The following is a 22,868-nucleotide window of genomic DNA, read 5'->3' on the forward strand; positions in this document are numbered from 1 at the left end:
TTTTTCAGCGTTTATAGGTCGGCTTGATGAACGGAAGCGCGGTGACGGTCAGCGGCAGGTACTTGCCGCGCACTTCGGCAAAGACGCGGGAGCCGGGTTCGGCAAGCGAGGCGGGAACATAGCCCATTGCCACCGGTCCTTCGACGGAGGGACCGAATGTTCCGGAGGTGACCTCGCCAATCGGCGACTCAGGTGAATCCTCGGCATAGAGGATGGCATGGGATCGAACCGGCGCCTTGCCTTCCGGCTTCAGTCCGACCCGGCGACGGACAGGCCCTTGCGTCAGGTCTTCCTCGATGCGCGCTGCGCCGGGGTAGCCGCCGGCGCGCTCCCCACCGGGGCGGCGGACCTTCTGCATCGCCCATTCCAGCGAAGCCTCGACCGGCGAGGTGGTGGTGTCAATGTCGTTGCCGTAGAGGCAAAGCCCTGCCTCCAGACGAAGGGAATCACGCGCTCCAAGGCCGATGGCTTCGCAGTGCGGATCGGCGAGCAGCGCCTTTGCAAGCTCCTCCGCATTATCGGCCGGAACGGAGATCTCGAAGCCGTCCTCGCCCGAATATCCGGACCGCGAGACGATACAGTCGCTGCCGGTGATTGTTACGTCCTGCACGTCCATGAATTTCATTTCGCGTGCGCCGGGCCACAGGTTGGCAAGAACCTCCTCGGCCTTCGGTCCTTGAAGGGCAAGCAGCGCCCGGTCGTCGAGCAGCGCCACATCGCAGCCGGCCAGATGCGCCTTCATATGGGCGACGTCTTGATCCTTGCAGGCCGCGTTGACGACGATCAAGAGGTGATCGGTGCGATTCGCAATCATCAGGTCGTCCAGGATGCCGCCGTTGTCGCCTGTGAAGAAGCCGTAGCGCTGGCGTCCGGGTTTCAGTCCCAGAATGTCGACCGGAACGAGCCTTTCGAGAGCCAGTGCAGCTTCCTCGAGCTTTCCGGAGGTTGCTTTAACCACGACCTGGCCCATGTGGGAGACGTCGAAGAGACCTGCCGCGGCGCGCGTATGCAGGTGCTCCTTCATCACGCCGAGAGGGTATTGCACCGGCATATCGTACCCGGCGAAGGGCACCATCTTGGCGCCAAGCGACAGATGCAGTGCATGCAGCGGGGTTTGCTTGAGGACAGGGGCCTGATCCAAGAATGCCTCCAGGTGCGTCATGGACGCGTAAGCTCATTTGACGGCGCGGTTGCGCCCGATTCATGAGCCCCCTCTGTCCTTGCGCCTGAGATTGTTATCCCTTCGGCGTGCACCGTCTTATCGGCGGCGCCTCTCTCCAGAGTCCTGCTAGGCCGTGCGCTGGTCCTTTTGCCTGAGAGTTTCCGGGGCGGTTGCTCCTTCGGCACCGCAATGAAGCGGCTTCTCCCAACGTACGTGCCGCCCATTATCCGGTAGGCAGGGCGCTTGGCAAGGGCTATCCCGAACTGTCGGGAAGAATCTTCGCTGGCGGACCGGATGTTGATGCGGCGCAAAGAAGCAGCTGCAGGGATTTGCTCTTTGTCTATCGGTAAGGTAATCGGCATCAGGCCACGAATGAGCGAAGCGATGGTTTTACGGAACCCCAGATCGATGAACATGCTGCGCATCCTCTGCGCCATGGTGTTCATGTCGCTTGGGTTCAGCCACCAGCCGGTCCAGGCTGCCTGGCCTGCCGATGCGTTCAGCGAAGCCTACCGACTGCCCGACGGCAGCTTTGCCGATATCTGCGCTGATCACGGCGAGCCAAGGACCCATGGCTCGCACCGGAAAGAGGGCACTCGCCCCTATTGCGAGGCCTGCCTTCTGGCAGCCTCCATCCTCCTGCCGCCGCCGGCCGAAGGGCTGGGCGTGCCTCTGCAGCAAGCCTTTCTCCTCAATCCGCCCAGGATCGAATCTCTGAGGGTCGGTTTCACCGCGCTTGCGCGACCGAGTTCGCGTGCTCCACCCGTGACGATCTGAACCAGACGAACATCTCTTCAGATCAACACGTCCGGTCTTGCAGCCATGAGCGCAGCCGGAAGGGGATACAGACCATGACCACCATCAAGACGATGAAGCTGTCGGCTCTCGCCGTTCTCGCCGCTACGGGCACCGCCCAGGCTCATGCAACGTTCACCAGCGCCACCGTTGCCGCAGAAGGTTACGCGCTCATGCAGTTGCAGGTGCCGCACGGCTGCGAAGGCAAGGCGACAAACGAGGTTCGGATCGAATTGCCGGAAGGCTTCGTCTTTGCAAAGCCGCAGCCGAAGCCGGGCTGGGAACTAGAGATCATCCAGGGCCAATACCAGAAGACCTACGACAACCACGGTACCAAAGTCAGCGCAGGCCCTGCCGAAATCCGCTGGAAGGGTGGCGAGCTGCCGGACGAGTACTACGACATCTTCGTTATTCGCGGCAAGATTTCCGGTGTTGCTGCGGGGACAGAACTTGCCTTCCCTGCGACCCAGCTTTGCGGCAGTGACGCAAGCGTTGCCTGGACGGAGGTCGCCGTCCCCGGACAAGATGCTCATGACCTCAAGAATCCTGCGCCTGTGGTAAAGGTGGTCGAGAAGCAGGGCCAGGAGCATATGTCGGCTCCGGCACCGACGATGGTGGACCAAATCTCCGTGGAAGGAGCCTTCACCCGCGCCATGCTCCCCAATCAGCCGGTCGGCGGCGGGTTCGTCACGATCCGAAATTCGGGCGGCGCCGACCGACTCATCTCGGCTACTTCGCCAGCTTCCGAGATCGTCGAGCTCCACGAGATGGCGATGGAGGGCGACGTCATGAAGATGCGCAAGCTCGAGAACGGCATAGAGGTGCCGGCTGGCGAGACAGTCGAACTGAAGCCCGGCGGCCTCCACTTGATGTTCATGCAGGTAAAGACGCCCTTCAAGGAAGGTGACAGTGTTCCGGTGACGCTGACCTTCGAGAAGGCCGGCAGCATCGACGTCATCTTCCCGGTCCGTGACGCCGCTCCGAAGGGGCACCAGCACAACTGAGGAACCCAAACAGGTTTTGAGTTCAAAGTGCTTTGGAGGCCGCTGTCCTTAAGACGGCGGCTTTTTCAGTCTGCTGGTTACGAGGTGGAGGATAGGTCGACGTTCGCGGGGTGCCTTGGGAGGCCGAACCGCCCGCGTCACGTCCTCGCAGTCCCTTCCAGCCCTGCCATTGCCGCGTGACACACGAAGGCGGCCTTCGCCAAAGAAGAAACCCGCCGGCGGATACCGGCGGGTTGATTGGCAGTGGGAAGAGCAACCTAGGCCGCCCTCACTCAAGACCTGGCAGGAGTGGTCAACTGAACCGTCCGGCCGCATGGGCGAGCATCGTGTAGACCTTGCCCGTGTCGGAAGTCAGGTAGCTCTGCGTGACCGTCTTGTCCGGATCAGTCCGGGCGACGTCGGCGAGAAGTTTTTCGAAATCGCCGATATAGCGGTCGACCGCCGTACGGAACTCCGGCTCGCGCTCGTATTTGCGCTTGATCTCGTCGAAGGTCTGCTGGCCCTTGAGCGTGTAGAGGCGGCGGGTGAACACGTCGCGCTCGCCACGCTGATAGCGGCGCCAGAGATCCACGGACGCGTCGTGGTCTATGGCTCGGGCGATATCGACCGACAATGAGTTCAGCGATTCGACCATGTGGCGCGGATTGCGATTGTCGCCACCGCCGCGAGGTGCTGGCTGCTCGGTCGGCCGCGCGGCCGGTCGGGCAGGGGCTTCCTCACGCGAAGCGCCGCGCAGCAGATCGGAGATCCAGCCACCTTCCTGTCCCCTGGGAGCAGGTTCCGCGGGCCGCGTGGGCGAAGTGCGGTCGAGGTTCAGGCTGCCCCGCAATCCGGCGGGCAGGGTCTCCCCACGGGCCGGAGGAGCCGGTTGTGGCGGCAGGGTTGCCGCTGTCGGCTGGGCGCGTGGCGCTGGAGCGGGCTGAGGTGCAGGGGCGCGCACCGGCGTCGGCTGCGATACTTCGAGTGCCTGTGCCGAACGGCCAACCAGTTGCGACAGGTCCTGCAGCGCCTTGATCTGCTCCGACACCGCGCGCCGCATGGCTGCAGCGTTCTCCTTGGCTTCTTCCGGCAGATCGAAGGCTCCACGCCGCAGTTCCGCTCGGGTGCTGTCCAGTTCCTCGCGGATCTGCTCGGCAGACCGGCGGATCTCGTCAGTTGCGCCGGAGAAGCGGCCGACAGCCTCATCCACCGATTTGCGCAGGAGGTCGCGGAGATGGGAGGCAGCGTCGTCCGTGCGGCTGGTCGCGTCTCCCAGCATGCGCTCGACATCCGTAAGCGAGCCCTCCACGCCGCTTCGGATGCGCTCCGAGAGACCGCGGGCACGCTGTTCGGCGTTGGCCATGGTGGCGTCAACTGCCCGGTTGGCTTCTTCGCTTGCGCCAAGGAGCGAGGTTCGCATGGCTTCGGCGGTAACGTCGGCACGCTGCTGGGTCTCTCCAAGCGTACGGCCGATATCGGCGAACGCGCCTTGGAGGCTTTCGCGCAGATGCGCCGCTACCTGCGAAGATCTGCCCTCGGCCCGCTCGAATGCGCCTTCCACTAAGGTGGCGAGATTGCGCATCGTCGCTTCGATTTCCTCGGAGCGCTTGACGAGACCAACGGAGAGGCTGCGAAGGGCCGTTTGGCGCTCATCGAGCGTATTGGCAAGATTGGATTGTGCGGCTCCGAGCAATTCGGACGCCTGGGCGAGCACCTTTGAGTGCTCGTCGAACCGGCCGACAATGCCACCGACCTGGTTGAGCGTCTGGCCGGAAATGTTTGCCAGCCGGTCGATGTTGTTTTCCAGCAGGCGGCTGGAGCCGGAGACCATGTCTGCCGCGTGAGCCGCGGACTCGGAGAAGCGGCTGGCGGTTGATCCGAGCTTCTCGTCGACACCGGAAAGGCGCTCGAGCGCCTGGTCGGCTGCCGAGGTGATGTCGTGCGCAGCACGTTCGACAAGACCGGAAATCCCGGAATTGCTTTCCGCCAGACGTTCGATCAGCGCATTGACGTTGCCCGTAAGACTTCTTTCGACCGACAGCATGGCGCTCGCGGTGTTCTCGGCCCGCTGGGTGAGGGCGGACAAGGCCTCATTCGTGCGGGCGGCGATGGCATCCACGAGAGCATCGTTCTCGCTGCGTATCCGGCTGCTGCTTTCGCTGGCGGCCGCCACGAGGCGTTCAGTGCTTTCCCGAGCTGCAGATGCGATTTCCGCGGCGGCAGAACGGCTGGCCTCGCCGTACTTTTCGACCACCGGCCTTGCCTCTTCCTCGATGAGGCGCGACAGTTCGGTCGTACGGCTGGCGAGCATCGAGTTGAGGTCGCGGGTACGGCTGTCGAGGGCGGAGCGAATCGCATCACCGCGTGCGGCCAGCGCCTTGTCCACCGCTTCCATCGCTGACTGCAGTTCGGTCGCCGTCTCGGCAAGGACACCCTGCAATGAGCCGCCGCGCTCCTGAAGCGCCTGCTCAGCCTCCCAGAGTGCTGCCGAGATCGCCGTGACCTGCTTCTTGACCAGAGCATCGGCTTCCGAAACCTTGTTGACGATGGCATTGCCGGCTTCGGAAAAAGCCTGAGCGACTGTTGCCGCCTGGCCGGCGAGACGGGTCTGTGTTTCCGAAATGCGGTTTACGATCTCGCTCGACTGTTCCTCGATCGAGCGGGTGAATTCAGCATTGCGCTGGGCGAGACCTTCACTGAACTCGGAGCCCGTGCGGGTAAGCATTTCTGCCGAGCGCATCGCCTCGTCGTCCATTCCAGCTGCAGCGGCGCTGACAGCTTCGCGGAGGCTGGTGGCAAGACCTGCGGCCTTGCCTTCGATCGTGCGGGTGACCGCATCCAAGCCGACGGTCAGTGCTCGGTCCATGGTCGAAAGGCGCTCGTCGAGGCGAGCCGTCCCGCTGTCCATGGTTCCTGCGATGCGATCGTGGGCGTCGGTGCTGATGCGCTCCAGCTCGGCGGTGCGTTGAGCGAGCGTGTCGCCGATGTCGCGGCCGGCGCCGTCGACTAGCTCCGTCACACTAGAAAGCTCGCTGCGGATGCGAGCCTCAAGGCCACCGAATGTCGCCTCCACCTTGCTGCCAGTTTCACCAAGGGCTGCCTCGACGCTGCCGATCGTCTGCTCGATCCGCCCCGAAAGGTTCTCGGCTGACAGGCTGATCTCCCGTGCTGCCTCGTTCAGGCGTTCGGCAATGACCCCGGCGGTGCTGTTCAGCCGTTGTTCGAGGTCGGTACCGGCGCCATCGAGTGCCGCCCGAAGGGCGTCCTGCTGGCTTTCCAGGGACATTTCCAGCATGCCGGCGCTGGTGGCGACGGTCGCACCAATCGACATCACCTGTTCCGACATCAGTTCGGAAATCTTCTCCTCGCTCTGGGTGAGGGCAGCGGAGATCATGTCGCTCCGCTCTTCCAGGGTCGCGCGCAGGCGTTCGTAGCCGGAACCCAGTGTCTGTTCCATCTGCTCGTTGGCGGCAGCAACCGTGTCGCTGAATTGCTGATGTCCGAGACCGAGCGTCGCGGCGATCCGCTCTTGACCCGTGCCGATGACGGATTCGATACGCTCCGCCCCGCCAGATACGCTCTCCTCGAACCGGCGTGCGCCGTCCCCGAGCACATCGCCCACCCTGACGGAGATCTCGCTGATCGACTGTTCGATGCGGTTCTCAGCGTCAGTCGCAAGAGTGTTGAGTGCACCCGCCTTTTCGTCGAGTACGCCGGAGAGCCGGTCTTCGCCCAGCGCAAATGCGGTGCTGAGTTCCATCGTCTTGTCGTCGAGCATCTCGCCGATCCGGTCGCCGTTAGACGCGATGGTAGAGGCGAGTTGTTCAACGCGGCGATCGAGGCCTTCTCCAAGCCGTTGTTCGCCTTCCTCCATGTGACGCGCGATCAGGGCGGCCCGCTCATCGAGAATGCCGGAGAGGCGTTCCGGAGTCTCGGCCAGGTTGGTCAGAACGCCAGTGATGCGGTCTTCGCCAAGTGCGAATGCCGTGCTGATCTCCATCGTTTTATCGTCAAGGAGATTCCCGAGCCGATCACCATTCTCGGCCAGTGTCTGCGAGAGGGTGGTTACCCGCTCGTCAAGGCTTTCGCCGAGGCGCTGGCTTCCTTCCTCGATATGCCGAGCGATCTGCGCAGTTCGATCGTCCAGGACGGACGAAAGCCGCTCGGGCGTGTCGGCGACGCTGTCTAGAATGCCGGCAATTCGATCCTCACCGAGCGCAAAGGCCGTGCTCAGCTCCATCGTCTTGTCGTCGAGGAGTTCACCAATCCGCTCGCCATTCTGAGCAAGTGCCTGGGTCAGGTTGGCCACACGCTGATCAAGGCCCTCGCCTAGGCGTTGGCTTCCATCCTCGATATTCTGCGCGATCTGGGCGGCACGCTCGTCCAGGACCGCCGCAAGCCGCTCCGGCGTATCGGCGACATTGTTGAGAAAGGCGGTAAGCCGGTCCTCGCCGAGTGCGAGAGCGGTGTTGAGCTCCATCGTCTTGTCGTCAAGGAGTTCGCCGATCCGGTCACCATTCGCGGCAAGCGTCTGCGAGAGAGTGGTTACCCGCTGGTCGAGGCCTTCGCCGAGGCGCAGGCTTCCTTCCTCGATATTCCGGGCGATCTGCGCAGCGCGCTCGTCCATGGTCGCGGCCAGACGCTCGGGAGCATCGGCGAGGCCGTCAAGGATGCCGGCAATCCGGTCTTCGCCGAGCGCGAAGGCCGTGCTGATATCCATCGTCTTGTCGTCGAGGAGTTCGCCAATCCGATCGCCGCTCGCTGACAGCGTCTGCGCGAGATTGTCCATCCGTTGATCGAGACCGGAGCCGATCTTTTCCTCGCCCTCCTGAAGATGGCGCGCGATCGTAGCGGCGCGCTCGTCCAGGAGGCTTGCAAGCCTCTGCGGTGCGTCTGCGACGACCGACTCGATTGCAGCCGTTTTTGCGTCGAGGGTTTCTGTGAAGCGGTCCTGACCGGCCGTAAGTGCGGCAATTACGGATTCCGAGCGATCACCCACCGTACGCTCGAACTTGCCTTGCGTTTCGTTCAACGCCTCGATCAGCGCGCTGCTGCGTTCGGATAGAACCGCCTCGATCGTCTCGCGGCTCGTGCCCATTGCGCCGGTGATTTCGGTCGTGCGTGCAGCGAGAGCCTCGCTAAACTCGCGGCTGCGATCCTCCAGCATGGAATCGAGAACGTCCTGACCGGTACCAAGCGCTGTTGCCAATGCCAGTGACTGTTCGGTCAGGGTATTGCCGATCTGCGCAATGCTGCTGCTGAGGATGCCTTCGATGGACTCGGACCCTGTGGCCACCGTCTCGTTGATGCGGGCCAGGCTGTCCATGAGTTTGCTGTCAAGGCTGCCGGCTCGCTGGTCGAAGGCCGTCGTGAGCGCGTCGAGCCCATTGTCGAAGGTCGTGCTGAGCTGGCCGACGGTCGCCTGCAGGCGCTCCTCGAAGAGCCCAGAGCGCAGATCGAGGTCCATGACGGCGTCGTCGGCAGCAGATTTGAGGCTCTGCCTGAACGCGCTGCCCTTGTCGTCCAAGGCCTTGTTCAACGATGTGAGGACTGCTTCGAGCGACCCGGTAATGGAGCGTTCGCCTTCCGCGAGCCCATCCGTGATCTCGCGGGTTCGTGCAACGAGCGTTTCATTCAGCTGCCGCGTCCGGTCGGCAAGCGCCGCATTGAGACGTTCCGTGCTGGCATCCAGTGTCGAGGCCCGGGTCTCGAATTCGCCGAGCAGTGCCTGCCCGCGCTGAGCCAGCGTCATTGACAGGTTTTCGAGCCGTTCGTCGAACTCGCTGGCGAGGGCAACGCCGGATGAGCCAAGGGTTCGCACCAGTTCGTCGGCCTTCGCGGCGAGTAGAGAGCCCAGCGCTTCGCCGGCCGCATTGGTCTTTTCCGTCAGCGCGGCGGCGCGCGTGTCTATCAGCGATGCGAAAGCCTCGCCCGAGGTCGCCAGCCGCACCGCGATCTCCTCGGTCGCCAGCGACAGTTCTTCCTTGAGCTGCTCGTGAGCTCCGACGATCGACGAACGGATGCGTTCGGCATGGTTGACGATGGCGTCGCGCTCCGCGCCGAGCTCGTGGACCAGTCCTCGTACGCGCAGTTCGTTGTCGGTGTAGCTGCGTTCGAGGGCATTGACCTCCGAATGGACGAGCGTCTCCAGTTCCGTTGCCCGCGCAATCGTTCGCTCGATTCCCTCGTTCATCGCGGACACTTCGCGGCGAACGGCCTGGCCAACTGTCATGATTCGCTCGGATGCCACTGTCTCCGGCTCGGACAGACGCAGGGCGACTTCCGCCATGGAACGCGCGGCATTTCGCATGTCCTGTGCCCGGGCCATCATCGTGGCGAAGGCGAAGAATAGCAGGATGGGAACGATGATGCCCACGAGGATCGCCACGAGGCCGGGCATTGCGACCAGGCCGCCGACGGAACCCGAACTCCAGAGCTGTGCACCGTAGAGAAGTTGCGCCAGTCCGAGACCGCCGATCGCCCAAAGGACGGAGACGATCGTCGCATTGCGCAAGGAACTGCGCATCGTGCCGCCCTCGAGCGTCTTGAGCAAGTTCACAGAACTGCGGCGGCTGGCATCATTGGCCGGCTCGAAGACGGGTGCACGGGCTGCAGGCTCCGCCGCCGACGAACGGGGAGGAGATGCTTGGTTCTCGCCACGCGCGGGTGAGGGACGCTGCTTGGTTTCAGACACTCTGGCCTCCGAGGCAGAGGATGCAGGTTTTGGGCGTGTCGCCTCCTGATCCTCGATGAAGTCGATCTTCAACGCATCTTCCAGGGCCTGGAACGCCGTTTCATCCATCGACTCGCTGCTGGTCTTCTTCGCCATGCGGTTACGCCTCGCTACATACTCGCCCGGCCATCCCGTCCTGTCTGCCCGCCCTGCAAACGAAGAAGAGACACTGCCTGCCGGAAAGCCTCGCCCTCATGACGTCGGCGTTTCCCGTTTCACTTCACTCTCGGATAGCCTTGTTCCAAACGGATGATAAGGAAAACTTACCACGCGGCCATCCACGGATGCAGGAGCGGACTCCCGCCTCTCCAACTGTATTGTAGTGGCACATCTGAGGGGTCTTAACAATTCGACCCCCTGGACGCGCCAAAAAGCCAAAATGGGTTGTTAACAGGATTTAAACCATAAGACTTTTGGAAAGTCCCATAAAACAAGCACCTTAGCGGAAATTAACCATAGGGCGAGATTCAAGGGGTCGCTCGGCCGTTCTTAACGCTATGGCGCCGGTTTGGCGGCACGATGCTGTGAACTAGCATCTTTAGGATCATCGTTCCCATGGCCGCAACAGCAATTGCATTCGAAGCCCCTCCGACCCAGCGGGCGCTCTCCCCATCCCAGTCCCGACCGATAGACCTCGTGCATCTCGCTCGACAGACGATGGGAGACAAGACCCTCGAAGTCGAGATCCTGCAAATTTTCGCGCGGCAGGCGCGCAAGGCCATGCTGGAGATGAGCAGCGGAGAAAGTTCCGTCATTATTGCTGTCGCTCATCGGCTGAAGGGTGCGGCATCCTCGGTCGGCGCATTCACCGTCGCCGATCTGGCGATGCGGATCGAGGAAAAGGGAGCCGAGGCGACATCGATGGCGAAGATCGCAACAGCCATCGTCGAAACGGAAAACTTCATTCTCAAGCTCTGCCGATAAGCCCGCCCACCATTGCGGCGCCGGGCATGCAAACCTATGTTGACGGCCCGGCGGAACTGCTCGATGAGCAGACCCGTTCATCGAGACTGTTCATACGGATTTCCTGATCATGACGAAACTGACCATCGTCGCCTTCGACGGAACGCGCTTCGATATCAATGCGAGCAACGGATCGACGGTGATGGAGAATGCCGTCCGCAACTCCGTGCCCGGCATCGAAGCCGAATGCGGTGGCGCCTGTGCCTGTGCTACTTGTCACGTCTATGTCGACGATGCATGGGCTGAAGCCGTGGGCGCGCCCTCGGCCATGGAAGAGGATATGCTCGATTTCGCCCACGATGTGCGGCCGACCTCCCGTCTTTCCTGTCAGATCAAGATGACTGATGCGCTCGAAGGGCTGGTTGTCCAGGTGCCTGAGAGACAAGGCTGACGCGTCGAGCTAGCTCCGGGTCATCCGTCGTTCTGTCCCATCCGGTACTTCAGCAGACGCATCATTCGGCTGTCGAAATTCTTTGATTCGATCTGATCGAACCGCATCTGGTCGCGATCATGGGCTTCGAGGACGCGCTTCGTTACCGCGCCGACCTTTTTCTCCAGTTCCGGGCAACTGCTGGCGGAGCGGAGGGCGTGCAGATCCCTTTCAAGGGTTCGCGCATAGGTGCGGGCTATCTCCGCATGTCGCTCCTCGTGTCGCTTGATGTCTGCCGACAGCGTGTCCCAGATGAAGCGCAGGTTCTTGTCGGCGGTGCGGCGGTTCTTCCAGCGAGGCAGGATGAGGTTTGTCTTCAACGTGACCTTCACGTTGCCCACTGAACACTGCTTGCCGCGCTCGAGATAGGTGACCTCACCACCAAACTTGATCTCCGTCGCCCCCGGATGGCGATGCCCGGTGGCATTGGTCACGGGTCCACGCCGCTCGAGCTCGCGGTCCAGTGCCTCGGCAGTTTTCCCGCCGATCGAGAAATAGCCGTAAGTCTTGCTGATCAACGGCTCAGCCGAGGCCACGGACGAGAGCATGCACATAGCAACCAGCCCGCCGGCGACACGGCGAAAACAGGGAATCAGCGACATTCTGGAGCCTGCGGACATTGAACTTGATGGGAGCTTGGGGCATAGCCGTCGGCGGCGCAACACAGAGGCAGAAAAATTTGCGTTACTCCCGCACGGATGATGCCAAGCCGAACATGCCCCTCCCGAAAATCTGGCGGGTCGGCCGTGGTCGTCACCTTGAACTGGCCAACCGCGGCCATATCATGGCCATCATCAACGTTACGCCAGATTCATTTTCGGACGGTGGGTTGCACCGCAGTCTCGAGGTTGCGGTCGCCCATGGCCTTGACTGCGTTCGCGAGGGGGCGGCGATCCTCGACGTCGGCGGCGAATCCACCCGGCCTGGCGGAGCGCCGGTCAGCGCTGCGGAAGAACAGGATCGGGTGCTTCCGGTGATCGAGCGGCTAACGAAAGAAACGGATGCCCTGATATCCGTGGACACCTATCGCGCCGAAACCGCCCGCCTGGCGATGGCAGCGGGTGCCCACATCATCAATGATGTCCACGGCCTGCAGCGGGAGCCAGCGATCGCGTCCGTTGCGGCCGAGACGGGCGCCGGGCTCTGCATCATGCATACTGGTCGCGGCCGGGAAGGCGAGATCTTCGACGATGTGATCGCAGACCAGCACGCCTTCTTCAAGGTTTCGCTCGCCATCGCCGAGGCGGCCGGCGTGGCGTCCGAGGCCATCGTGCTCGATCCGGGTTTCGGCTTCGCCAAGGATTCCGACCACAATCTCCAGATCATGGCGCGCTTCGCCGAATTGACGCAGATCGGCTTCCCATGGCTCGTCGGTGCGTCCCGTAAGCGTTTCATAGGCGCGGCAACCGGTCGGGACATGGCTGCAGACCGTGATATCGGAACGGCGGCGACGACGGCAATCCTGCGGCTCGCTGGTGCCGCGATCTTTCGGGTCCACAATGTTGCCGCCAACCGCGACGCGCTCGGTATTGCGGACGCCTTGATCCATGTTCACGCAGAGGAGACGCTTCAGTGAGTACCTACATGATCACCCTCAAGAATTGCGCCTTCTTCGCTCGTCATGGTGTCCATGCGGAAGAAAACCGTCTGGGGCAGCGGTTCTTCGTGGATGCGGAACTGGAGGTGGAAGCGGGCGACGTGCTGACCAGCGATCGCGTTGAGGACACTGTTGACTACGGTGTCGCCTTCACCCTCATCGAGGAGATCGTCACGGGCAGCCAGCGACGGCTGATCGAGACGCTCGCCATGGACATTGCCGTAGCGCTCTGCCAGCGTTTTCCTCAGATCGGCATGGCCGCCATAACGGTGCGCAAGCCGAGTGCGCCAATCCAGGGGGTGCTGGATTATGCGGAAGTGCGCGTCGTGCATAGGCGCTGACAAGATCATGACCACAGCGGCGCTTGGCCTTGGGGGAAATATTGGGGATCCGCAAGCTGCGATGGCGGAAGCCCTGCAGGGACTCGATTCGCGCGACGACTGCACAGTGTCAGCCGTATCGCGGCTTTACAAGACACCGCCATGGGGCAAGACGGACCAGCCGGATTTCCTGAACTGTTGCGCTCTGGTGGAGACATCGCTGGGGCCAGAGGCGCTTCTGGATGTCTGCCTGTCGGTGGAACGCAGCATGAAGAGGGAACGGGTCGAGCGTTGGGGACCGAGGACGATCGACATCGACATCCTCACCTTTGGTAACCGGGAAATGGAAACCGAAAGGCTGGCGCTTCCGCATCCCCGGATGGTGGAGCGTGCTTTCGTACTCGTGCCACTCGCAGAAATCGCGCCCGAGATGGTGGTGTCCGGCCAGAGCCTATCGGAATGGCTTCGCAGGACGGATAGTAGCGGCATCCATCCCGCGAGCGAAAACCAGAACTGGTGGCGCGAACGCTAGTCGATCGAGCCCACTGCGATCGAATCGAGGTCGCGGTCGAGAGTAAGCCCGATGACCGGGATCATCTGATCTTCCACCTTGACCGAGATCGTGATGTTCATGGTGTTGGGGTCTCGCAGGCTCGCAACCATGGCCCCGTTCAACTGGGCGCGGTTGATTCCGACCACGACCTTGTCGCCATTCACGGCACCCGAGACGATATCGAGGCCCTTGCCGTCGGCGCCATCCAGGAACTGGCCCTTGTAACCCTTGCCGTTCTGCGTGATCACGGCAGACATGGGCTGCTTGAAGACGCCAACCCGGCACGTGCCGTCAAGCTTGATGCCGGCCTCAGTGCTGGAAACCGATTGTCCCGTCAGGCTGCAGTTGAACTTGGTGCCCTTGTACTTGCCGGCGACGATCTCGCCCGGACCCTTCCAGGTGCCAGCGACGGACTGGAAGAATGCCTTGTCGCGCGGCGCGGCTGACGCATCGGGCGCCATGGCGGAGTCGGCGACGAAGGCGGCAGCGAGGCCGCCGATCACGGAAAAGATGCGCAGATACATGGTGCTTTCCTAGGCGAGTGCCAGCTCGTTTTCGAGCGTTCACCATAGCTTCGGATTGGTTAATGAGTGGTATCCGCGACGTTCTGGAACGACTATCGCGCCGCGTCGCGGGGATCGTCTTCCCGGCCGAATTGCGTCAGATCACCGAAGAAGTCGCCGACTCCCGGGCGCTTCAGCGCGCGAAATGGCAGCGGTCGGCAGAGGTCCATTGCGGCAATACCGATGCGCGCGGTGAGGAGCCCGTTTATCACGCCTTCGCCGAGACGCTTTGAGAGCCTTGCGGCGACGCCGTGGCCCAGCACCTGCTGTGCCAGACCATCACCCACCGCAATCGAGCCGGTGACCGCCAGGTGCGCCACGACATCACGCAAGAGGCGAAAGAGGCCGAGCGTTCCTGGCCTGCCGCCGTACAACTCCGCCATCGCGCGCACGAGCCGCGATACCTCGAAGACGACATAGGCAAGATCGACGATGGCGCGAGGGCTGACGGCGGTCACGATCGAGACCCGTTTGGAGGCATTGAGGATGAGCGCCCGCGCGCGCCTGTCGAGCGGCGCGAGTAGTTCGCGTTCAGCGAGTTCGATCATCTGCGGTCCGTCGATGATCTCCTCCTTTGTCGCTTCCAGGACGGCCCGTCCCTTGGCCGTCTCCGCCCGGTGCGAAAGGAGGCGGGCGAGAGTTGCCACTACGGCCCTGGCCGGGCCGGGAAGGGGTGCTGCTGCGGCTTCCTCGGCCTCGACCTTCAGTGTCTGGACTGCCGAAAGACGCATGAGGCCGTAGATCTCCCGGCCCACAACGACCGCAACCGCAATCAGCCCAATCGCAAGGGCTGACAGTGCCGCATAACCAAGCCAGTCCGAACGTGCGAAGAGGTTCCGTACGACGCTGTCCGCCCAGAGGCCGAAGGCCAGCGAAAGAAAAGTGCCGAACGCTGCAAGTGCGACATTCACGAAGGAGAAGCGCCTGCGTGTCCTCGGTTCTGCGACGGGAACGTCCCGATCCGCAAGTTCGGGCGGCGTCATGAAGGGATCGTCCTCCTCCGACGTCAGGAGGACGTTTTCCTGGAAACTTCGCGGCGACCTGCGTACGGCAGGGGCGGGACCGTGCCCTTCCTCCTCCTCGATTTGAAAAGCGCCGGGGCGGCGTCCGTTGCGGTCCGATGTCGTCATGCGAGTCGATCCCCCAGGAGAAACTGCAGCGCGCGGTCGAGGCGGATATGCGGCACGGACAGCTTGAGGCCGCCGCTCGTCTCTTCCAGTGCGGGAGGGCGGAAGCGGACGAAGTTGATCTCCGGAAACTCCGGCTGGCCGCCGTCGGCTCCTCTGAAGAGAACGTCCGGGCTGGCGGGCAGATCGCCGGGGAAGACAGCAGTCTTGCGGAGACCGTCGAACACCTCGGATCCGATCGTTTCGCCCGCCATTGGCGTGCCGACGATGACCGGGAGAACGTGTCCCCCCTCGGTGACCGTCGCCTCGCGCGTGGCCCGCACGGACGCGATGGCCATAACCTCGATTCCGGCTCCCGCCATGCCGATTCGCCTGATCGCGCGATCGACCAGGCGAGCGGTGATGCGCTCCAGCCGGTCATGGCTCTCGTGATGAAGGTGATCGGCCTTGGTGGCGGCGACAAGAACCTTGTCGATCCGCCGCCCGAGGAGAGACGACAGCAAGCTGTTGGTCCCCGGACGAAAGCAGGCAAGGACATCGCCGAGTGCCCGTTCAAGATCGTGGACTGCCTCCTCGCCACGGTTGATCGCCTGCAGCGCGTCGATCAGCACGATCTGCCGGTCAAGCCGCGCAAAATGCTCTCTGAAGAAGGGCTTCACGACGACTGATTTGTAGGCCTCATAACGCCGCTCCATCATCGCCCGGAGCGAGCCCTTCGGTGCGCGCTCTTCCGGGACATGGGGCAGCGGCGAGAAGGTGAGGGCAGGTGAACCGTCGAGATCCCTGGGCATCAGGAACCGGCCGGGCGGCAGGGTCGAAAGCGATCGCTCGTCTGATTTGCAGGCCTTCAGGTAGGCAGCGAAGGCTTCGGAAAGACGTCGTGCGGCCATCTCGTCTCCGGGTGCCTCCGCATCGACGCTTTCCGCCAGCGCGAGCCACTCTCTGGAAAGCTCCGCGCGGACGCCGCTCCGTGCAAGACTGACCGTGTTGGCGCTGAAAGTTCGATAGTCCTGAGCGAGAAGCGGCAGGTCCAGCAGCCACTCGCCCGGATAGTCGACGATGTCGATGGACAGGCGGCCACGCGAGAACATCCGGCTCCACCCGCTGGCGCTCTGGTAATCCAGGGTGATGCGCAGTTCGGAAATAGCGCGCGTCGAATCCGGCCATACCCTCTCCCTGACTAGTGCCTGTATGTGATCCTCATACTGGAAGCGAGGGATGGCGTCGTCTGGTTGCGGCTCCAGCCGCACGCGCGAGACGCGGCCGGAGCGGACGGGCTCGAACAGGGGCAATCGCCCACCATTTAAGAGATTGTGGACGAGGGAGGAGATGAAGACCGTCTTACCGGCCCGCGAGAGGCCAGTGACGCCGAGCCGGATCGAAGGGTTCACCAGGGAAGAGGCCCTGTCTCCGAGGTTGTCCAGAGCGATTCGTGCGTCGTCAGTGAGGCTGGTCAGCGAAGGCGGCAAAGTCACATCCCCTTGTTTTCGCCTATATAGGCGCCTGATGCCGGGGATGAAAGCTGGCTCCTGTATCAGGCGGTTAGGAAGTCCGTCAGGGTCCAGTGGCGCTCATGAGAGGCCGCGGGGCGTTCGAGTACGGCAAGCCCGGCCGTAGGGTAGCCGGTCGGGATCGCGGCCGCGGTGGTATCGGCGCCGGCAAGCTTCTCGAATACCTCTTCGATCGTTGGGTTGTGGCCGATGAACATCATGGACTCGGCTTCGGTCGAAGACGCGATCATTCCGAGATAGACATCGAGCGGGGCGTTGTAGAGTTCGTCGATGAATAGCAGTTCCAGGTCCTGATCGAGGGCGCGTCGTATAGCTTCGGCGGTCTGACGGCAGCGCAGGGCGGTCGAACTGATAACCCGGGCGGGTCTGTAGCCCCGATCCAGGGCCTTCTCCGCCACAATCTCGGCTTCCGCATAGCCCTCGTCGTCCAGCGGCCTGTCGAAATCCCGTTCACCAGGTTGCGCCCAGCCAGACCTTGCATGACGCAGCAGATAAACGCGGGTGAGGGGCTGGGAGATCATGTTCATCAAGGGCCTGAGGAGTGGTTCAGTCGATGGGTAACCGGGGGGAAGAATGACGTCAACCATGACCATGGTCGGCAACGTAGCGTTGGGGCGGGAGGCAAGTGAGAGAGTAGATGGTCGAGGCTTCAAAGAATAAACTGGTTAAATCCTAGGCTCTTAGCCCAATATTGCGACAGTTTTAAAAATCGCCGTAAAGCACCCAACAGGCTTGAACCGCAGTAGCCGATTGGGATATAGAGCCCGCCTTGAGATGTTCTTCGGGAGAATCGCGTTGAGTGAGAAGATCGATCTTAGCAATTATGTGCTCTCGGAAGACGACGAGTTCATGAATGCGAACCAGAGGGCGTATTTCAGGGCGAAGCTGATCGCCTGGAAGAACGACATCCTCAGGGAGGCGCGCGAGACGCTGGACCATCTCGCGGAAGAAAGTGCAAACCATCCGGATCTCGCCGATCGGGCCTCTTCGGAGACCGACAGGGCGATCGAACTACGCGCTCGCGACCGGCAGCGAAAGTTGATCTCCAAGATCGACGCCGCCTTGCAACGCATTGATGACGGTACCTACGGCTTCTGCGAGGAAACCGGCGAGCCGATCGGCCTCAAGCGTCTTGATGCCCGTCCGATTGCGACATTGTCGATCGAGGCCCAGGAGCGCCACGAGCGCCGCGAGAAGGTCTATCGCGACGAATAGGTAGCTTCACCCTTGCATGAGACAACTGGGCGTGGGTAACCGCGCCTTTTTTGTGTCCGCTATAGATTGCTGTGAAACAACAGGGGCAGCGTACCTGCGGGCTCAGCCTCCGGTGACGCTCATATGGCGTGGCACGGCCGGGCGATTGTTGCGGTCGATGATGAAATCGTGCCCTTTCGGCTTACGCAGGATTGCCTCGTCGATAGCGGCGAAAAGATAGGCATCGTCGTCGGAGGCTCGTAACGCCGTGCGCAGGTCCGCGGCGTCGTTCTGTCCGAGGCACATGTAGAGTGTGCCCGTGCAGGTGAGGCGGACCCGATTGCAGCTTTCGCAGAAATTGTGGGTCATCGGGGTGATGAAGCCCAATCTTCCGCCGGTTTCCGCGACCTCAACGTAGCGCGCTGGCCCGCCGGTCTTGAATGGAATGTCGTTCAGTGTGAACTGCTGCTCGAGATCGGCCCGCAGCTTCGAGAGCGGCAGATAGCGGTCCGTACGATCTTCCTCGATCTCGCCCATCGGCATGGTCTCAATCACTGTCAGATCCATGCCGCGTTCATGGGCCCAGCGTAGCATGCTCGGGATTTCGTGCTCGTTGAAGCCCTTGAGAGCAACCGCGTTGAGCTTGATCCTTAGCCCCGCCTTCTGAGCAGCCTCGATACCGTCCAGCACCCGACCGAGTTCGCCCCAGCGCGTGATGGTCCGAAACTTGTCAGCGTCTAGGGTATCGAGCGATACGTTGATGCGCCGCACGCCGCAGTCATAAAGTTCCGATGTGTGGCGGGCGAGTTGCGAGCCGTTGGTCGTCAGTGTCAGTTCGTCGAGATGTCCCGCTTCGATATGGCGGCCGAGGGCGCGCACCAGGTGCATAATATTCTTGCGCACCAGCGGCTCGCCGCCGGTCAGTCGCAGCTTGCGCACGCCCTTGGCGATGAAGGCGGAACAGAGCCGGTCCAGCTCCTCCAGCGTCAGCAGGTCCTTCTTCGGCAGGAAGGTCATGTTCTCGGCCATGCAATAGGTGCAGCGGAAGTCGCATCGATCAGTCACCGACACACGCAGATAGGTGACGGCGCGGCCGAACGGGTCGATCATCGGCCCTTCCGCGGTTGCAAGCGGGCGGGCATTGCCGAGTGGTCCTGCCAGTGTATTCACAGCTTGTCCTCCTGAAGGGACAAAGTGGGCGGCTATGCCAGTTGCGTCAAGAGGGCTAGCGCCGCTTGCGGAGGAACGGTTCAGCCTCTAGTTCTCGATAGTTTGTTGCATGGAGCCTCAAGAACATGACCGAAATCTGGCCCACCGAACTGCGCGTTTCGAAGGACCGCCGGGTTCTCCATGTCACCTTCAACGATCAGGCGGCCTATCCTCTCCCGGCCGAGATGCTTCGGGTGCTGTCGCCCTCGGCCGAGGTCCAGGGGCATGGACCGGGGCAGAAGGTCACCGTCCCCGGCAAGCGGGACGTGACCATCTGCAGCCTTACGCCGACGGGCAATTACGCGGTGCGTATCGGGTTCGACGACGGTCACAGCAGCGGCATCTATACCTGGTCCTATCTCCGCCAGCTCGGGGAGGAAGGGGACACGCTCTTCGCCGACTACGAGCGCGAGCTGGAGACGAAGGGTCTAAGCCGCGATCCGCTGAAGCCAAGGCGCTGAGCGTTAGCCGTCGTCTTGATCATCCCCCATCTCCGACTGAAGCGCGGCTACGACGCGCTCCATGTTGGCGCCTATGGCGAGGCACTCCTCAATGGGGGTTGCAGACAGGATGCTGTTGATCAGCGCGGTCTGGATTCGCATTCCTTCTTCCGTGACCCGCCGGCCCTCCTTCGTGAGAAAGAGGCGCAGGACGCGCTTGTCCCGTTTGTCTCCGCGGCGTTCGATCAGTCCACGGCGTTCCAGCTGGGGCAGGGTCATGCTTACGTTGGAGCGTCCGACGAGCAGCTTGTGAGCCAGTTCCTGCTGGGAGATACCTTCAAAGCGAAAAAGGTTGACGAGGATATCCAGATGCGGCGGCTTGATGTCGAGCGGTGACAAATCGCGTGCCAGCGCTGACTGCATCAGCTGGCAGGCGCGGGCAACGGCGATCCAGCTCTTGAACCGTGGATGGTCCCAGGGAAGGGATTGATCTTTGTTCATTCTTGTACTTTATTGTTCAGCATTGAACATAATGAAGGTTCTCCACCATGACACCGATTGCACTCAAGGTCATCCGTCCTGTTATCAGCGTCGGCAGCAGATATGCACCCCAGGTGACGGCGCGCCTTGCATTCGAACTGTTCTGTCGCACGCCACCGCGCCGGCCGGCTGGGCCGAAGGCTCGCCAAGTCCACGCTCAGGGCCACCAACGGCTTGCCGCTGCCAAGACCATGCCGTTCCGGGTGGGGAAGGCAAGAGTAATGGCATATCTTTTCGCAGGTCAGCATAGGGAGGTGAGCAAGCGGTTTCTCGTCGTCCATGGCTGGGGCTCATCGGCCGCCTATATTTCGTCGCTGGCGGGAGGCCTTGCATCGACGGGTGCGGAGGTTGTGGTTCTGGATCTTCCCGGCCATGGACACTCGAGCGGACGACGCCTCAACATCCGCATGGCCGTAGAGGCGATCGTTGAAGCGGAGCGTCGATTCGGACCATTCGACGGTGCGGTGGGACACTCCTTTGGAGGAGCCAGTCTGGTACTTGCAGCCGGCGGCATCATGCCTGACGCCGGACAATTTAACCCCGGCCGACTGGCAGTGATTGGGGCACCCAGCAGAATCGAGTGGCTTTTCGACGGATTCTCGGATGTCGTCGGCCTCAGCGAGTCAATGCGCCGAAACCTCGTGCGCCATGCCGAGACAGTGGCGGGTGCGGCCTTATCCGAATTCGACGGCGTTCCCATCGCGCAGAGGCTGTGCAAGCCGTTGCTCGTCGTCCACGCAGAAGACGACAAGGAGGTCGATGCCGAGCACGCACGGCGCTACGCCACGGTGCCGTCAGCGAGAATTCACTGGGCGAATGGTCATGGCCATCGCAGGATCATCAGCGCACCGGAGGTGATAGGAGTCGTGGCGGCGTTTCTCACCGACGTTCAAGGCGAGGATAGCCGCAACTCCGCCGCGTGACGTTGATTGCACAGATCTGCCGTCGTAACGTCCCTGCCAGATTGCACCAGACAGGAGTGGCGGCAGAATGACGATCATCCGGACGATCGAAGACCTTCGGCACATCTACGCCGACGTGACCGAAGCCTCGGTCGCCAAGGTCACGGGGATGCTGACGCCGGAATACCGTTCGATGATCGAAGCTTCGCCGTTCATGGCTCTGGCGACGGTCGGCCCTGAGGGGCTGGATTGCTCGCCGCGGGGCGACACCGGAAGCTGCGTCCGCGTTCAGGACCCGAAGACGCTTCTCTTGCCGGACTGGCGCGGCAACAACCGCGTTGATTCGCTGATGAACATCATCCGGGACCCGAGGGTGGCGCTGATGTTCCTCATCCCCGGATCAAACACGGCGATGCGCGTCAACGGTTCGGCCGTCGTGTCCGTCGAGCCGTCGCTGCTGGAGAGCTTTGAGACGGACGGGCATCATCCCCGCTCGGTGATCGTGATCACGATCGGTGAAATCTACTTCCAGTGTGCGAGAGCGATCATGCGGGCACAGCTCTGGAACCCCGAGAAGTTTATTGATCCAGCGACCTTGCCGAGCGCCGGCGCAATGCTGAAAGCTGCGAAGGCAGGTTTCGACCAGGCCACCTATGACCGCGAATGGGCGGGACGCGCGGCAGCGACGATGTGGTAGCGAAGCCAGTAAGCGCGCCGCAAACGTTTAGTTGCGATAGATGAGCCAGTTCTTGGCCGCATAGTCCCTGCGCATTACTTCGTCGAAAAATACGGTCCTGTTTCGGCCGTTGTGCTTGGCGTGATAGAGCGCCGCGTCGGCATTGGCGTATAGCTGGTTGGGGTTTTCGGCCTGAGCTGCCATAGAATAGCCCAGTGATATGGTGATCGGACCATATTGTACGCCCGAACGGGAGTTGCGGAAGCTGCGGGTCTCGAGTGCGCAGCGAACCCGCTCGCAGATCAGCATGACCTCATCGGCCGTATTGCCTTCCACGATCACCGCAAACTCCTCACCGCCGGTACGGGCGACGAACAGATCCTTGCGCACATTCGCGCGAATCACTGAGGCGACGGTGGCGAGGATCTTGTCTCCCACCGGGTGGCCGAAGTTGTCATTTATGTTCTTGAAGTTGTCGATATCGGCCAGCACCAGCGCGGTGACCTTCAGGTTGCCGGTGCTGTCAAAAATCGACGCCAGCTTGTCGTCGAAGGCCCGCCGGTTCGAAAGACGCGTCAGCGAATCGGTGTTGGCGATCCGCTTGTACTCGTCCAGTTCCTTTCGGACCTGATCCATCTCAACGGAATGCTCCGCAACGGTGTCGGCAGTTCGCTCGCCGTGGGCCATCGTATCAGTGGTAGCGGAGGTGAGAAGTGCAATGGCGTTGCGGATGATGTCGTTGGAGAAGTTGGCCTTGCTGTTGATGCGGGTGGCCGTTTCACCGAGGAGCTTGGTATAGCTTTCCATCGATTGCTGCTCGCGCCGCAGCAGGCGGAGGAGGTTCTCGAGTTCGACAAGAAGCTTTCCGTGAGCCCTCTCGATTACCTCCACCTGGCCGGTTCCGAGATACTGGCTCGAAATCGCGTCCAGTTCTTCCTGGGTCGCGCTGCTGCCGAGCGCAGCAAGTTGCTGCGTCAGAGACGTATTCGAGCCGATATAGGCTTCGTAGAACAACTGATAATTGCGAGGAATAGGGGCGACGCCCATTGCCCGCAATGCGTAGATGATCTGGCCAACTACATCGTTCGCTTGCGCCTTCTGCGCAGTCGTTGTCATCAAACCCCCCACGTGTTCCCCAACACTTTAGTAGGACTGCTTTATATCAAATCT

General features: G+C 62.0%; 21 protein-coding genes and 2 riboswitches. Of the genes, 11 read left to right on the top strand and 10 right to left on the bottom strand.

From position 1 onward, the window contains the following. Window positions 1–4: 4 nt before the first annotated feature. The gene (gene gcvT, locus ACEPP2_RS06145) at window positions 5–1,141 is read right to left on the bottom strand and encodes a glycine cleavage system aminomethyltransferase GcvT (RefSeq protein ID WP_395516079.1); all 1,137 of its coding nucleotides are present in this window, start codon (window positions 1,139–1,141) and stop codon (window positions 5–7) included. A 63-nt stretch (window positions 1,142–1,204) separates the two neighbouring features. Next, a riboswitch (glycine riboswitch) is annotated at window positions 1,205–1,291 on the bottom strand. Further along, a riboswitch (glycine riboswitch) is annotated at window positions 1,292–1,379 on the bottom strand. 191 nt (window positions 1,380–1,570) lie between these two features. Here gcvT and ACEPP2_RS06150 point away from each other — a divergent pair. Continuing rightward, window positions 1,571–1,939: a hypothetical protein gene (locus ACEPP2_RS06150; RefSeq protein ID WP_395516080.1), complete on the top strand. Its 369-nt coding sequence runs from the start codon at window positions 1,571–1,573 to the stop codon at window positions 1,937–1,939. Between the two features lie 74 nt (window positions 1,940–2,013). Further along, window positions 2,014–2,961, top strand: a complete 948-nt coding sequence (locus ACEPP2_RS06155) for a DUF1775 domain-containing protein (protein ID WP_395516081.1) — start codon at window positions 2,014–2,016, stop codon at window positions 2,959–2,961. 292 nt (window positions 2,962–3,253) lie between these two features. On the opposite strand, the gene ACEPP2_RS06160 is transcribed toward ACEPP2_RS06155, so the two are convergent. Continuing rightward, window positions 3,254–9,769 carry an apolipoprotein A-IV repeat region-like domain-containing protein gene (locus ACEPP2_RS06160; protein ID WP_395516082.1) on the bottom strand — a complete coding sequence of 2,172 codons (6,516 nt, stop codon included), beginning with the start codon at window positions 9,767–9,769 and terminating at the stop codon, window positions 3,254–3,256. Window positions 9,770–10,228: 459 nt separating this feature from the next. Here ACEPP2_RS06160 and ACEPP2_RS06165 point away from each other — a divergent pair, with 459 nt between their 5' ends. Together ACEPP2_RS06165 and ACEPP2_RS06170 are read left to right on the top strand one after the other, a co-directional pair. After that, window positions 10,229–10,597, top strand: coding sequence for an Hpt domain-containing protein (locus tag ACEPP2_RS06165; protein ID WP_077546436.1), 369 nt, complete (start codon window positions 10,229–10,231; stop codon window positions 10,595–10,597). Window positions 10,598–10,706: 109 nt separating this feature from the next. Further along, a complete protein-coding gene (locus ACEPP2_RS06170) occupies window positions 10,707–11,027 on the top strand; it encodes a 2Fe-2S iron-sulfur cluster-binding protein (protein ID WP_395516083.1) in 321 nt (106 codons plus the stop codon). Between the two features lie 20 nt (window positions 11,028–11,047). On the opposite strand, the gene ACEPP2_RS06175 is transcribed toward ACEPP2_RS06170, so the two are convergent. Next, complete coding sequence (locus ACEPP2_RS06175) at window positions 11,048–11,668, bottom strand: DUF922 domain-containing Zn-dependent protease (protein ID WP_077546435.1); 621 nt, start codon at window positions 11,666–11,668, stop codon at window positions 11,048–11,050. 113 nt (window positions 11,669–11,781) lie between these two features. Here ACEPP2_RS06175 and folP point away from each other — a divergent pair, with 113 nt between their 5' ends. From folP to folK, 3 genes are read left to right on the top strand one after another with little or no spacing between them, the layout of a single operon-like run. Further along, window positions 11,782–12,642: a dihydropteroate synthase gene (folP, locus tag ACEPP2_RS06180; RefSeq protein WP_077546880.1), complete on the top strand. Its 861-nt coding sequence runs from the start codon at window positions 11,782–11,784 to the stop codon at window positions 12,640–12,642. Continuing rightward, window positions 12,639–13,004, top strand: a complete 366-nt coding sequence (gene folB / locus ACEPP2_RS06185; protein WP_395516084.1) for a dihydroneopterin aldolase — start codon at window positions 12,639–12,641, stop codon at window positions 13,002–13,004. The genes folP and folB overlap by 4 nt, the downstream gene beginning before the upstream one ends. Before the next feature lie 7 nt (window positions 13,005–13,011). Then, window positions 13,012–13,515, top strand: coding sequence for a 2-amino-4-hydroxy-6-hydroxymethyldihydropteridine diphosphokinase (folK, locus tag ACEPP2_RS06190; RefSeq protein ID WP_077546433.1), 504 nt, complete (start codon window positions 13,012–13,014; stop codon window positions 13,513–13,515). Here folK and ACEPP2_RS06195 read toward each other — a convergent pair. From ACEPP2_RS06195 to ACEPP2_RS06210, 4 genes are all read right to left on the bottom strand, one after another. Next, window positions 13,512–14,060 carry a hypothetical protein gene (locus ACEPP2_RS06195; RefSeq protein WP_052638499.1) on the bottom strand — a complete coding sequence of 183 codons (549 nt, stop codon included), beginning with the start codon at window positions 14,058–14,060 and terminating at the stop codon, window positions 13,512–13,514. The two genes, folK and ACEPP2_RS06195, sit on opposite strands and share 4 nt — an antisense overlap. A gap of 92 nt (window positions 14,061–14,152) precedes the next feature. Further along, the gene (locus ACEPP2_RS06200; protein WP_281978305.1) at window positions 14,153–15,229 is read right to left on the bottom strand and encodes a YcjF family protein; all 1,077 of its coding nucleotides are present in this window, start codon (window positions 15,227–15,229) and stop codon (window positions 14,153–14,155) included. Beyond that, window positions 15,226–16,695 carry a YcjX family GTP-binding protein gene (locus ACEPP2_RS06205; RefSeq protein WP_395516085.1) on the bottom strand — a complete coding sequence of 490 codons (1,470 nt, stop codon included), beginning with the start codon at window positions 16,693–16,695 and terminating at the stop codon, window positions 15,226–15,228. Before ACEPP2_RS06205 ends, ACEPP2_RS06200 begins: the two co-directional genes overlap by 4 nt. A gap of 65 nt (window positions 16,696–16,760) precedes the next feature. Continuing rightward, the gene (locus tag ACEPP2_RS06210; protein WP_395516086.1) at window positions 16,761–17,264 is read right to left on the bottom strand and encodes a SixA phosphatase family protein; all 504 of its coding nucleotides are present in this window, start codon (window positions 17,262–17,264) and stop codon (window positions 16,761–16,763) included. Window positions 17,265–17,532: 268 nt separating this feature from the next. Here ACEPP2_RS06210 and dksA point away from each other — a divergent pair, with 268 nt between their 5' ends. Next, a complete protein-coding gene (dksA, locus tag ACEPP2_RS06215; RefSeq protein WP_281978302.1) occupies window positions 17,533–17,952 on the top strand; it encodes an RNA polymerase-binding protein DksA in 420 nt (139 codons plus the stop codon). A gap of 102 nt (window positions 17,953–18,054) precedes the next feature. Here dksA and moaA read toward each other — a convergent pair whose 3' ends face one another. Then, window positions 18,055–19,101: a GTP 3',8-cyclase MoaA gene (moaA, locus tag ACEPP2_RS06220; RefSeq protein ID WP_077546428.1), complete on the bottom strand. Its 1,047-nt coding sequence runs from the start codon at window positions 19,099–19,101 to the stop codon at window positions 18,055–18,057. 125 nt (window positions 19,102–19,226) lie between these two features. Here moaA and ACEPP2_RS06225 point away from each other — a divergent pair, with 125 nt between their 5' ends. Further along, a complete protein-coding gene (locus ACEPP2_RS06225) occupies window positions 19,227–19,601 on the top strand; it encodes a gamma-butyrobetaine hydroxylase-like domain-containing protein (RefSeq protein ID WP_395516087.1) in 375 nt (124 codons plus the stop codon). A gap of 3 nt (window positions 19,602–19,604) precedes the next feature. Here the strand turns inward: ACEPP2_RS06225 and ACEPP2_RS06230 are convergent, their stop codons facing one another. Then, entirely contained in the window at window positions 19,605–20,081 is a 477-nt protein-coding gene (locus ACEPP2_RS06230; RefSeq protein WP_395516088.1) for a MarR family winged helix-turn-helix transcriptional regulator, read from the bottom strand. Between the two features lie 47 nt (window positions 20,082–20,128). On the opposite strand from ACEPP2_RS06230, the gene ACEPP2_RS06235 reads away from it, so the two are divergent. Together ACEPP2_RS06235 and ACEPP2_RS06240 are read left to right on the top strand one after the other, a co-directional pair. After that, a complete protein-coding gene (locus ACEPP2_RS06235; protein WP_395516089.1) occupies window positions 20,129–21,043 on the top strand; it encodes an alpha/beta fold hydrolase in 915 nt (304 codons plus the stop codon). 67 nt (window positions 21,044–21,110) lie between these two features. Further along, a complete protein-coding gene (locus ACEPP2_RS06240; protein ID WP_395516090.1) occupies window positions 21,111–21,719 on the top strand; it encodes a pyridoxamine 5'-phosphate oxidase family protein in 609 nt (202 codons plus the stop codon). 27 nt (window positions 21,720–21,746) lie between these two features. Here the strand turns inward: ACEPP2_RS06240 and ACEPP2_RS06245 are convergent, their stop codons facing one another. Continuing rightward, a complete protein-coding gene (locus tag ACEPP2_RS06245) occupies window positions 21,747–22,817 on the bottom strand; it encodes a GGDEF domain-containing protein (RefSeq protein ID WP_395516091.1) in 1,071 nt (356 codons plus the stop codon). Between the last annotated feature and the right edge of the window lie 51 nt (window positions 22,818–22,868).

This window comes from Pseudorhizobium flavum, assembly GCF_044142885.1.
Lineage (GTDB): Bacteria > Pseudomonadota > Alphaproteobacteria > Rhizobiales > Rhizobiaceae > Neorhizobium > Neorhizobium flavum.